The sequence below is a fragment of the Acidobacteriota bacterium genome, assembly GCA_022340665.1.
Lineage (GTDB): Bacteria > Acidobacteriota > Thermoanaerobaculia > Thermoanaerobaculales > Sulfomarinibacteraceae > Sulfomarinibacter.
Genome location: JAJDNM010000025.1, coordinates 33989 through 45372 on the forward strand (window position 1 = coordinate 33989; position 11384 = coordinate 45372).

Genomic DNA, 11384 nt, shown 5'->3' on the forward strand with positions numbered 1-11384 from the left:
AGGGAAGGAAAAGCGAATTCGATTGATTAAGCAAGGGAATTCCCGCGGAGGTATGCATGCGTAAGGCTCTCTTAGTTCTCGGTATCTGCATTCTGGCGACCCCGGCTTGGGCCGGCGGTGGATACAGCCTGTTCGGGTCGTATGCTGAAGTCAACGACGACGGTCAGACTGGCGGTTTGGGCGTGCGGCTGACTCTCGGCGGTACGAGGTGGGTCGGTGATCTCTCCTTCACCTGGTACCCGAGCGTCTCGAATGTTGACACCATTACCGGATATAGGGGCAAGGTGCAGGTGATGCCTGCTGAACTCGGCGCTCGATACCTGTTCAACCCCTATAACAAGTTCATGCCCTATGTGGGCGGTGGGGTATCGCTGATGTACACCTCCGTCGATAACGCCAGCGCCAAAAACGGCCTCGGATTCTACGGCCTCCTCGGCTTCAATCTCGGCACGCATCGAACCAAGTTTTTTGCCGAAGCGGTGTATCGCTGGGCGGAGTCGGACGTGACCTATGGCACGCCTGCCAGCAGTGTGAAGGGGACGATGGACGTCGGTGGATTCGGCGTCAATGCGGGAGTCATCTATACGTTCTGAGATAGTCGACAACAGGCAGAGATTTGATTCAGATAAACAGCCGACCGGTTCGGGTCGGCTGTTTGTTTTGATGGACGAACCGAACCGGATCATGCGGATGGCCGACCCGCCCGAGGTCGTCAGATCAGTCAGTCGTCCTCGACCACAACCGCGGTGCCGTAGGCCAGCAGCTCTGCTGCGCCTGTCATCAGCATCGAGGTGGCGAAACGGGTGCAGATCACCGCGTTCGCCCCCAGGGCTTCGGCGTCCTCGACCATTCGGTCGAGAGCCTGCTCCCGTGACTCGGCCATCATTTTTGTGTACTCGGACACCTCGCCTCCGACCAGGGTCCGCAGAACGGCCATCACATCCTTGCCGACGTGACGGGCGCGGATCGTGTTGCCGCGAACCAGGCCGAGGGTCCGAATGATATGCATGCCCGCAATCTTGTCATCAGAGACAACGATCATTTCTCCACCTCCCGGTAAGGGTCGGTTTGTGCGGTCCGCAGCCGGTCGAGCAGTACCGAGAGGAACAGGAGTACAAGGGCGCTGAGTCCACCGAACACCAGGAAACGTTCCATCAGGTTTTCAGATCCCTGCCAGAACTGCCATAACGCAAAGCCCGCCAAGGCCACGGCCCAGATGATGGCTACAACCCAGCCGGTTCCTCGGGCGGCAAGGCTCAAACCCGTCTTCGGCCGCTCGTCCCACTGGGAATCATCTGGCCGGGAGAACTCAGTGGACATCGCCGCTTCCCTCAATGTCCGGAGTTCGTCGATCAGTCCGCGGCAATACGTACAGTCCTCGAGATGAATGCGGACCCTTTGCTCGGCGGCCTGGGTCAACTCGCCGTCGATATATCCGGAGATCAACGTCTCGTCAAAGCTCGCAGGGCAGCGATCAGTCATCCGTAGCCTCCCCGGTGCCGCTCCTGTGCCTCCGCACCTCTTCCTGTAACAGGCGTCGGGCTCGGTGCAGGCGCGACATCACCGTTCCTCTCGGTATCTTGAGAGTCTTCGCGATTTCCGCGTAAGACAGGTCTTGGTAGTCGCGCAGAACCAGGACCTCGCGATATCGAGGGTGGATTCTCTGGAGACATTGCCAGACCAGAGCCTGAAGCTCACGCCGCGAGGCTTGTGCCTCGGGATCGGGTGCGGTGTCCCGGGGCTCGAAGCGCAGGACGTCATCCGCAGGTTCGAGCGATTCGGTTTTTCGCACCCGGAGACGTCTCGCGCGGTCCCGCACCAGATTACGCACGATACGCAACAGCCATGGGCGGACCGGTCGCGAAGCATCAAATCGACCGAGGGAACGAAAGAACCGAACCATCGCATCCTGGGCCACGTCGAGCGCATCGTCGGGGTGGCCGATAAGCTGCAGAGCAAAGATGTAGGCCTGTTGCCGACAGCTCCGGGCGAGCTCATCCAACGCGTCAACGTCACCCTTTTGAGCGAGTATCACAGTCTGCGCCTCGCTCGGAGGCGACAGTGCAACGGCTGCCGGAGTGGGCCGCGGGCCGGTCATGGCAATGCTCACGCCCTCCCTTACGCGCCCGAGGAACTCTTATTCCACCGGGTTTCGAGCACCTTCACCGCCGCTTCGTAGCCCTCTCCGTCAATTTCGTCGAAGTGTGCCTCCTTGTGGGAATCAATGTCGAGCACTCCTGTCACCTGGCCGTCCGGACCGTGAATCGGGACGACGACCTCGGAACGGCTGCGACTGTCACACGGAATGTGGCCGGGAAATGCGTGCACATCTCGCACGATCTGGGTCTTGTTGCTGTCGATCGCAGCCCAGCACACGCCCACGTGGCGCTCGAGCACCAGGCACGCCACCGGGCCCTGGTACGCATCCACCACCAGCTCTCCATTCTTGAGAAAGTAGAAGCCGGTCCAAGAGACCCCGGGCACCTTGTGGTGGAGCAGCGCTGCGGCCGTGGCGCAGTGGGCGCTGCGATCTTCGGTCTTCTCGATCAGCTCCTCGAGCTGCTTGGCGATGCGCTTGAAACGGTCGAGACGACTTTGGTCGGTCATGGCTGTTTCTCGCAATTAGGAATTAGGAATTAGGAATGAGGAATTCCCACCCGACCTCCCGAACTCGACACGGGTGCGTGGATGGCATTCCTCATTCCTCATTCCTCATTCATCATTCCTCATTTTTCTACATCTCCTCCGGGATCGGTATTCCGAGAAGCTGTTCGAGCAGGATCTCCATCTCCGAGTCGAAGAGCGTGAACACTGCTCGCCGCAACCTCCTCATTTCGGCATCGTCCTCAGGTACGACCGGGTGCGCGTGGTAGAGGCGATGGAAGAGCTGGGCCAGCTCGTGCGTGTGTTGGGCCAGCAGAGAAAACTCGAGATGCATCACGGACTGGCCGACGACCTCTTGCCGGAGGGCACATTGCAGGATCATCTCCCACAGGTCGTCGTCGATCTCGGTCCCGAGCAGGCGATCGATTTCGTCTCCCTCGAGCCGCCCCTCTCCACGGCGCTCGGCGAGCTTGTCGAAAACCTTCCGTGCTCGCACCGCTGAGTACTGGAGATAGGGTCCGGTGTCACCTTCGAACGCGAGGGCGTCGTCGAAATCGAAGGCGAGAACGCGGTTGCGCGACTGGCGTGCCATCAGGTACCGCAATGCACCGACGGCGATCGCCCGGGCGCGATCAGCGACGTCTGCCGGCGTTCCAGTGCCGTCGAAGCGCGACACGATCGCGTCCTCCGCCGCATCGGTCAGGACGTCGAGAAACTCGTCCGCCTTGACCCCGATACCCCGGCGGCCCGACATCTCGACATAGGATTTTCCCATTTCCTCATCGCTCAAACCGAAGGAGCTCTCGGTTCTCTCCTCGATGACGCGAACCGCAGCGGGCGTCAGGGCGACCATCTCGTAGGCGAAGTGAATGGAGTTGTCGGCGGCCTCCGGGTGACCGAGGATCCGGACTGCCTCCTTCACCACCTTCTGTGGATAGGACTGGCGAACGTCGATGACGTTGTAGACCCTGGTTCCAGCGCCGAAGGTAAGGCCTTCGATTTTTTGGGACGCATCCGAGGTGGTTTCGACAAGTTTCTCGGCATCACCTTCGTACGACACCGGCAGGGCCGGTCCTGGTTGGTCCCAGTTTGTGAAGACCCGGTAGCCGAAATCGTGTCGTGATCCGTCCGGATCGAGCAGCAGCCCGAACTTCCAGAGCTGGTAGGCGATGTCCTTGCCGGTGTAGGTCACCGTACCGTTGGATCTGACGAGGATCTTGTCCGGGTCGTCCATGTCGGCAAACTCGGGGCTCGAGGCAAGCGACATCACCCAGCAGCCCTCGTTCTTGCCGTCGTCTTCGAGGCGCACGGCCCCCGACGCTTGCAGCAGCTCGAACGCACGGTTCCAGAACCCCAGGTGAAGGATGTCCGACTCGTGCGGCAGCAGATCGTAGGCCACACCGAGTCGGGCCATCGTCGCGAGGTGACAGCGAACGTTGGCCTCGGCAACCTCGGCCGCCAGCCGCGCAACAGCTTTCTGGTTGAAGGTTTCGCCGGCAACGATCGAGCCGTGCAGCAGCTGTAGCGCCTGGTCGAGCTCGAGCTCGCCGAAGCCCCCCTCGATGGCGTGGAGAATCTCGGCGCGATGGGAAGCGAAATCCGGATCCTCCCGGTAACGCGCGGTGACGCGGGGGTAGACGTCCCAGCACAGGTCGTCGAAATCGTCGGTCGAGGCGACAGGAACGGCGTCGACCGGCGCGCGTGATATGAAGGACTCGATGAGCTCGTCGCGTCGGCAGGGCTCGATTCCAAGGACCTCCGCGAGAAGATTCTCGTCGAGAAAAAGCAGACCGACCACGACGTCCGCGACCTGGACTCCCGTGTCGTCAATGTAGTTCTGGATCTCGACTGGACACCCCAGGTGGCCCAGGGATCGAACCAGCAGGTCGCCGAGGACTGCGTTACGAAGATGGCCGATGTGGGCTGCCTTGTTCGGGTTGATGTTGGTGTGCTCGACAATCGTCTTCCCGTGCCCACCGGCGACCGTGGTGCGTTCGCCAAACAGCAACGCGACCAGCATCTGGTCGCGGGCCAGGTAGAGGTTGAGGAAACCCGGACCCGCGATCTCGACCCGGGTGACCTCTGCTGGCCATTCGGCGCATTCGTTCACCTTTTCTGCGATCTGCCGAGGTGAAGTCCTGAGCTCCTTGGCCAAAGGCAGTGCACCGGGCCACGCGAGGTCGCCCAATTCGCGTTTCGGCGGCACCTCGAGCTTCAACTCGGCGGCCTCGTAACCGAACGCCTCTTTGAGTGCTCGTGCCAAAGCTTCGGCTGCGTTTCGTCTGATTGATTCCAGGGGCATCGTTTCTCCAAGGTCAACGCGCGATTCTACTCGATTCAGCCGTCCCCCGTGCTCGTTTTCCGTTCACGCGACTCCGAGAGGACCTTGCCGAGGAAACGTGCGAAACGCTCCCCGCTTTGCTTGAACCGCCGGTCCGCGACGGCTGAAGCTGGTGAGCCGGAGGCATTCATGGCTTTCGGATCTGCCATCAGGGAGTCGGCGGCTTCGGCCACCAGGGAGGCGTCTGGCTGGACGATTCGACCATTAATGCCCTGATGCATGAGGTCCTCGACGCCCGGCCACGAAACCGCGACCACTGGCCGGTCACAGCCCTGGGCTTCGGAGATGGACCGGTGGCCCCAGTCGGATCCGGGAGCGCAGAAGAGAACAACATCCATTGCCGCATAGAGATCTGGCAGTGCCTCATTCTGATATCCGGCCCAGCTGATTCGTTCGGCCAGGCCGAGATGATGGGCCTGTTTTTCCAGTCCAGCCCGGAGTTCGCCATGACCGACGATGATGATGTGGGCCGGGTTCGAGAGCATCGAAGCAGCGTCGAGCATGAGATCGAAGCCTCGTCCAGCTGCGAGCTTGCCCACCGATCCAATCACTGGAGCGTGTCGCGGAATCCCGAGGCGGTCACGCCACTCGCTACCGTTGCCGGGACGGAACCGGTCCTCGAGCGGTACCGGCAGGGAAGCGACGGGAACTCCCGAAAACACCCGCGGAAGATCTCGCTCGAGAGCGGAGTAGGCGAGCACTGCGCCGGAAATCCGCCGGTTGAGACAACGGTGGTAGGGATCTCTCCGGAGACTCCGCGGATGGCGGAAAGCTCGCACCAGGGGAACGGATCGATGCACTCCGGCGGTAAAACACAGGAAGTGGTCGTGGGGGAGATGGGAGATGACGATGTCAGATTCGTCGGCGAGTCTTTTGATGGCCCCGATATTGCCAGCCAGTTGCGCGGCTGTTCTATCTTTGCTGAGGCCGGGATAGGCCCATTCGTTGCCTTCGAGTCGCCGTTCCAGATTCCGCCCGCCAACGAAGAGAAGGTGTGCATCGACGTCGGCGCGGCGGAGGGCACGGCAGGTCAGCTCGGCTACGGCACCGGCGCCGGTCCATTTGTTGGCGAACACCACGAGACCCACTCGCATCGCCAGAGCATAACGAAGATCTCGAAACATTGAAAAGCCTTGGCAAAGTGACCCGCTGGCGGTAGTATGCAGCGGCGCCGGCGGCCACTCCTGTGTCGCCGGCGTGGCTTCAGATGCGGAGGTGCCAATGACGGTTGAACTCAAAGGGCGTTCATTCCTCAAGCTCCTGGATTTCTCGTCGGAGGAAATTCGCCATCTGCTGACCCTGTCGGCCGAGCTCAAGGCGAAGAAGAAGGCCGGGATCCGCGGAACCGCCCTCGAGGGGCTGAACATCGCCCTGCTTTTCGAGAAGCCTTCGACCCGGACGCGCTGCGCCTTCACCGTTGCCTGCATCGACGAGGGCGCCCATCCGGAGTACCTTGGCAAGGGCGACATCCAGTTCGGCAAGAAGGAAACGGTGGCCGACACGGCCCGGGTTCTGGGCCGAATGTTTGACGGCATCGAATTCCGCGGTTACGACCACAAGACTGTGGAGACACTGGCCGAATACGCCGGCGTGCCGGTGTGGAATGGACTCACCGACGACTGGCATCCGACCCAGTTCCTGGCCGACGTCCTCACCATGCAAGAGGAGTTCGGAGATCTGGTCGGCCAGAAGCTCGCCTACGTCGGTGATGGACGCAACAATGTCGCCAACTCGTTGATGGTGGGCTGCGCCAAGCTCGGCATGCATTGCAGCATCGTGTCCCCGGGAGGGCTGTTCCCGGACCCCGACTTGGTGGCCGCAGTGGAGGAGATCACGTCATCGACCGGCGGCACGCTGACCGTGACCGCCTCCATCGACGAAGGTGTGGCCAGAGCCGACGCCGTCTATGCGGACGTCTGGGCCTCGATGGGAGAGGAGGCACTCATCGCCGAACGGATTGCGGTGCTCGGTCCGTACAAGATTACCGAGGCGATGATGAATTCTACAGGAAAGCCAGGTACGATTTTCCTCCACTGCCTGCCCGCATTCCACAATCTGGATACCGAGGTCTCGCAGCAGTACCCCGACATCCAGGAGGTCGAGGACGCGGTCTTCGAAGGGCCTCAATCGCGGGTCTTCGACCAGGCCGAAAACCGGTTGCACACCATCAAGGCGGTGATGGTAGCGACTCTTGGGAAATGACCCGAGAACACCGCGTGGCCACGAATTGCCACTGAGAAAGGAAATCAAATGAACAGAGTCGTAGTCTTCGGAGCCGGGCTGGTGGTGCGCGCCCACGTTCGTTATCTGCTCGATCATGGATTTCACGTCACCGTCGCGAGCCGCACGGTCAGCAAGGCCGAGGACATCCTCGATGGCCATCCCAACGGCACACCGATAGCGTTCGACATCACGACCGAGCCGGAAAGGCTCGAGGCGATCATCGCCGACCACGACGTGGCGGTGAGCCTCCTTCCCTGGCAGTTCCACCCGCAGGTGGCACGGGCCTGCCTCAACCAGGGCAAGCACATGGTGACCACCTCGTACGTCAAGGACGACATGAAGGCGCTCGACGCCGAGGCTCGGGAAAAGGGCGTGATTCTTTTCAACGAGCTCGGGGTGGATCCCGGAATCGACCACATGACGGCGATGAAGGTCATCGACCGGGTGCAGGACGAAGGCGGCGAGGTCACGACCTTCCAGTCGTATTGCGGCGGCCTTCCGGCGCCCGAAGCCAACGACAACCCCTACGGCTACAAGTTCTCCTGGAGCCCGCGCGGCGTGCTGCTGGCCGGCCTCAACGATGCGCGGTATCGCCGCGACGGTGAGGTGGTCGAGGTGCCGGGTGAGCAGCTCTTCGATCACGTGTGGCCGGTGACGGTCGAGATCGAAGGTGTCGAGACCGATCTCGAGGGTTATCCCAACCGTGACAGCATGCCCTACACGGAGCCCTACGGCATCGATCCACGCGATGTCATGTTCCGCGGCACTCTGCGATTCCCGGGTTGGTGTGCGGCGATGAAGCAGGTGGCGCGAATCGGCTGGCTTCGGACCGACGGCATCGGTGGCCTGCGAGGCAAGACCTTTGCAGGCCTGACCGCCCTTCTAATCGGCGCCGAGGACGCGTCGGACATCAAGAATGAGGTGGCGTCGAAGCTGGGGATTGCGGCCGACGGCCCCGAGATCTCCAAGATGGAGTGGCTCGGCCTCCTGAGCGACGAACCGCTTCCGGAGGGCCCGACGGCGCCGGTGGATATCCTCACGGCCCACATGCTCGACAGGATGTCGTACAACGAGGGCGAGCGCGACATGCTGGTGCTCCAGCACACCTTCGTCGCCGAGTTCCCGGATCGTACCGAGAACGTCACCTCGACCATGATCGACTTCGGCATCCCCGGCGGCGACTCGTCGATGAATCGCACGGTCGGCCTGCCTGCGGCGGTGGCGGTGCGCTTCATCCTCGAAGGCAAGTTCGACGAGCCCGGCGTGCAGGTGCCAGTGATGAAGAGCTTCTACGAACCGGCGCTGGAAGAGCTCCAGCGCCTCGGTATCCAGTTCAGCGAAGACGTCAAGAGAGTTTGAATTAGGAATTAGGAATTAGGAATTAGGAATTTGGAATGCCGCCCATCCAGCTTGTGGCATTTCGAATTTCGGATTTCGAATTTCGGATTTTCCACCCGCACCCCCAGAGAATGGGAGGGCGGGTGGGAATTCCTAACTCCTCATTCCTAATTCCTCATTTTTTCGGCCAGCGCACCTGTTAAGCTTCAGCGCCGTGAATCAGGCTCTTCGCTACCGCGAATTGATGGTGTCGGGCTCGATCGACCGCGCGATCCTCCATCTCGGGGCTCCAGCGGCGATGGCGGCGCTGTTGCAGGCCGGCTTCCTGGTGGTTGACACATTCTGGCTCGGGAGGGTGGGGCCGGTGGCGCTAGCGGCGGCATCAACCGCCGGCTTCACGATGTGGCTCGCCCAGACGCTGGGTGACGGTGCGGCTGCCGGGTCGGGCTCGGTGCTGGCGCGGGCCATCGGCGGCAATAACCCGGCCGGCGCCGAACGGGCGGCGGCGGCCGGCCAGACCCTCGGAGTCTGGGGTTCCGCGATCGTCTCGGCGTCCGGTCTTCTCCTCAGCCACGCGACCTTCGCCTTCATGGGCACAGACGCCCCGGTGACGGCCGAAGGTCTGAAGTACATGTGGGTGGTCTTTGCCGGGATGCCCCTGTACTTCCTCTTCGTCTTGCTTTCGGCGGCCTTCCGCGCGGTCGGTGACGCCCGCACGCCGTTGAGGCTTCTCGCCCTGGCCGCGATCGTCAACCTCACGGCTGACCCCGTGCTGATCTTCGGCGCCGGACCGCTGCCGGCGCTCGGTGTCACCGGGGCGGCGTTGGCGACGGTTGCATCGTGGCTGGTGGCATCGGTTCGTGGCTGGGTGGTGCTGGGCCGCCTCGGAATCCGGCCGCGGCCCTTCGCCTTCCTGCGCCCGCCAATGGAAGAGACCTGGCAGGCGCTCAAGGTCGGCCTCCCCCTTGGCCTCGAGGGCGCACTCTTTTCGCTCATCTACATCCTCCTGACCCGGGTCATCACCGGCTTCGGAACGCCAGCGGTCGCGGCGCTCGGCATCGGCCACAAGCTCGAGGTGCTCAACTACTTCGTATGCGCGGGCATGGGCGCCGCCGCGACCACGGTCGTCAGCCAGAACATCGGGGCTGGAGAACCCCTGCGAGCGGTGCGGTGCGCGTGGCGTGCGCTGTTTCTCACCTGTATCCCGGTGGGTGCGGTGACGATTCTCCTGGTCGCCTTCCCAGAGGTCGCGATCGGGGTGTTTTCAAACGATACCGAGGTCGTCGCTGCAGGAACGACCTACGTGCTGTTGGTCGGCATGACGCAGCTCTTCATGGCCGCGGAGGTGGTGATGCTCGGCGCCTTCGCCGGCGTTCAGTGGACCGCATGGCCGGCGGCGATCGTGATCGCACTGACCGCGGTCAGGGTTCCGCTCTCGATGTGGCTAGTCGCCTGGGGGTGGGGCGTCGAGGCGGTCTGGTTCGCGATCGCATCCACAACTGTGCTCAAGGGAGCGATCCTCGCGGCTCTGTTCGGCATGCGGTGTGGACGGGGATGAGGGGCAAGATCTCGGAATCGGGATCCAAGCTTGGCGGCAAGCAGGTGTTTTGTTGGAGGAAAAATCCGAAATCCGAAATCCGAAATCCCAAATGTGCTCAGTGGGAAGATGCCGTACAATATGGTCCTCACAACGGGAGGAAAATATGATTGACAAGATCAAGGAACATCTTGGTGACCAGGCCTCGCTGCTCGACTACGAGTGCACGGGGATTTCGAAGGACGAGCTTCACCTGCCGGGGCCCGATTTCATCGATCGCGTGGTCTCGCAGACCGACCGTTCGCCGCAGGTGATGGCGTCGATGCAACGGATCTTCAACACTGGGCGTCTGGCGGGCACCGGCTTCGTTTCCATCCTGCCGGTCGACCAGGGCATCGAGCACTCGGGTGCGGCCTCCTTCGCCCCCAACCCGATCTACTTCGACCCGGAGAACATCGTCAAGCTCGCCATCGAGGGCGGCTGCAACGCGGTGGCGTCGACCCTCGGCGTGCTCGGTTCGATGTCGCGCAGCTACGCCCACAAGATCCCTTTCCTGGTCAAGATCAACCACAACGAGATGCTGACCTACCCGAACGAATACGACCAGACCCTCTGGGCGTCGGTAGACCAGGCATGGAACCTTGGCGCGGCTGCAATCGGCGCCACCATCTACTACGGGTCGCCGAATTGCCGCCGCCAGATCATGGAGATCTCCGATGCCTTCCAGCAGGCACACGAGCTCGGTATGGTGACCGTGCTGTGGTGCTATCTGAGGAACGCCGAGTTCAAGAAGGACGGCACCGACTACCACGCTTCTGCTGACCTGACCGGACAGGCGAACCACCTCGGTGTGACGATCGAGGCCGACATTGTCAAACAGAAGCAGGCGACCAACAACGGCGGCTACACCGCCATCGGATTCGGCAAGACCCACCCCCTGGTCTACGACAAGCTGGTGCCGGACAACCCGATCGAGCTGACCCGCTGGCAGGTCGTGAACTGCTATATGGGCCGGGCAGGCCTCATCAACTCCGGCGGCGCCTCGGGCGACAACGATCTCGCGCAGGCGGTGGTGACCGCGGTCATCAACAAGCGTGCAGGCGGCATGGGACTCATCTCTGGCCGCAAGTCGTTCCAGAAGCCGATGAAGGACGGCGTCACCCTGCTCAACGCGATCCAGGACGTTTATCGCTGCGAGGACGTCACGGTCGCGTAGATAGCGTCTGCGTCCGCGAAGCGAAAGGCCAGCCGGCAGCGATCGTTGATTGCGACACTCGTTCTCGGTCCTTCCGTTCTCCAAGAGTGAACTCCCGTCGAACGGTCGGACCTCGCCCGCTGCGC

General features: G+C 62.1%; 11 protein-coding genes. 5 read left to right on the forward strand and 6 right to left on the reverse strand.

Annotation, left to right across the window (positions count from 1 at the left end; translation table 11 throughout):
• Nucleotides 1-56: 56 nt before the first annotated feature.
• Nucleotides 57-593 carry a hypothetical protein gene (locus LJE93_03470; GenBank protein MCG6947960.1) on the forward strand — a complete coding sequence of 179 codons (537 nt, stop codon included), beginning with the start codon at nucleotides 57-59 and terminating at the stop codon, nucleotides 591-593.
• A gap of 128 nt (nucleotides 594-721) precedes the next feature.
• Here the strand turns inward: LJE93_03470 and LJE93_03475 are convergent, their stop codons facing one another.
• From LJE93_03475 to LJE93_03500, 6 genes are all read right to left on the reverse strand, one after another.
• Complete coding sequence (locus LJE93_03475) at nucleotides 722-1042, reverse strand: YbjQ family protein (GenBank protein MCG6947961.1); 321 nt, start codon at nucleotides 1040-1042, stop codon at nucleotides 722-724.
• Nucleotides 1039-1482 carry a zf-HC2 domain-containing protein gene (locus LJE93_03480; protein ID MCG6947962.1) on the reverse strand — a complete coding sequence of 148 codons (444 nt, stop codon included), beginning with the start codon at nucleotides 1480-1482 and terminating at the stop codon, nucleotides 1039-1041. The genes LJE93_03475 and LJE93_03480 overlap by 4 nt, the downstream gene beginning before the upstream one ends.
• Entirely contained in the window at nucleotides 1475-2098 is a 624-nt protein-coding gene (locus tag LJE93_03485; GenBank protein ID MCG6947963.1) for a sigma-70 family RNA polymerase sigma factor, read from the reverse strand. Before LJE93_03485 ends, LJE93_03480 begins: the two co-directional genes overlap by 8 nt.
• 20 nt (nucleotides 2099-2118) lie before the next feature.
• Complete coding sequence (locus LJE93_03490; GenBank protein MCG6947964.1) at nucleotides 2119-2607, reverse strand: GAF domain-containing protein; 489 nt, start codon at nucleotides 2605-2607, stop codon at nucleotides 2119-2121.
• A gap of 127 nt (nucleotides 2608-2734) precedes the next feature.
• Entirely contained in the window at nucleotides 2735-4906 is a 2172-nt protein-coding gene (gene argS / locus LJE93_03495; protein MCG6947965.1) for an arginine--tRNA ligase, read from the reverse strand.
• Nucleotides 4907-4941: 35 nt separating this feature from the next.
• Nucleotides 4942-6039 carry a glycosyltransferase family 4 protein gene (locus tag LJE93_03500; GenBank protein ID MCG6947966.1) on the reverse strand — a complete coding sequence of 366 codons (1098 nt, stop codon included), beginning with the start codon at nucleotides 6037-6039 and terminating at the stop codon, nucleotides 4942-4944.
• A 121-nt stretch (nucleotides 6040-6160) separates the two neighbouring features.
• Here LJE93_03500 and argF point away from each other — a divergent pair, with 121 nt between their 5' ends.
• The 4 genes from argF (at nucleotide 6161) to LJE93_03520 (ending at nucleotide 11259) form a co-directional block, all read left to right on the forward strand.
• Nucleotides 6161-7147: an ornithine carbamoyltransferase gene (argF, locus tag LJE93_03505; GenBank protein ID MCG6947967.1), complete on the forward strand. Its 987-nt coding sequence runs from the start codon at nucleotides 6161-6163 to the stop codon at nucleotides 7145-7147.
• A 48-nt stretch (nucleotides 7148-7195) separates the two neighbouring features.
• Entirely contained in the window at nucleotides 7196-8527 is a 1332-nt protein-coding gene (locus LJE93_03510; GenBank protein ID MCG6947968.1) for a saccharopine dehydrogenase NADP-binding domain-containing protein, read from the forward strand.
• 193 nt (nucleotides 8528-8720) lie between these two features.
• A complete protein-coding gene (locus LJE93_03515) occupies nucleotides 8721-10064 on the forward strand; it encodes an MATE family efflux transporter (protein MCG6947969.1) in 1344 nt (447 codons plus the stop codon).
• Between the two features lie 145 nt (nucleotides 10065-10209).
• On the forward strand, nucleotides 10210-11259 hold the full coding sequence (locus LJE93_03520; GenBank protein MCG6947970.1) for a class I fructose-bisphosphate aldolase: 1050 nt from the start codon (nucleotides 10210-10212) through the stop codon (nucleotides 11257-11259).
• Nucleotides 11260-11384: the final 125 nt, after the last annotated feature.

Bases quoted from the DNA above. Each gene is read 5' to 3' on its own strand.
- LJE93_03500 (MCG6947966.1), bottom strand. From the start codon at position 6,039: ATGCGAGTGGGTCTCGTGGTGTTCGCCAACAAATGGACCGGCGCCGGT.
- LJE93_03470 (MCG6947960.1), top strand. From the start codon at position 57: ATGCGTAAGGCTCTCTTAGTTCTCGGTATCTGCATTCTGGCGACCCCG.
- LJE93_03480 (MCG6947962.1), bottom strand. From the start codon at position 1,482: ATGACTGATCGCTGCCCTGCGAGCTTTGACGAGACGTTGATCTCCGGA.
- LJE93_03485 (MCG6947963.1), bottom strand. From the start codon at position 2,098: ATGACCGGCCCGCGGCCCACTCCGGCAGCCGTTGCACTGTCGCCTCCG.
- argS (MCG6947965.1), bottom strand. From the start codon at position 4,906: ATGCCCCTGGAATCAATCAGACGAAACGCAGCCGAAGCTTTGGCACGA.
- LJE93_03475 (MCG6947961.1), bottom strand. From the start codon at position 1,042: ATGATCGTTGTCTCTGATGACAAGATTGCGGGCATGCATATCATTCGG.
- LJE93_03490 (MCG6947964.1), bottom strand. From the start codon at position 2,607: ATGACCGACCAAAGTCGTCTCGACCGTTTCAAGCGCATCGCCAAGCAG.
- LJE93_03520 (MCG6947970.1), top strand. From the start codon at position 10,210: ATGATTGACAAGATCAAGGAACATCTTGGTGACCAGGCCTCGCTGCTC.
- LJE93_03510 (MCG6947968.1), top strand. From the start codon at position 7,196: ATGAACAGAGTCGTAGTCTTCGGAGCCGGGCTGGTGGTGCGCGCCCAC.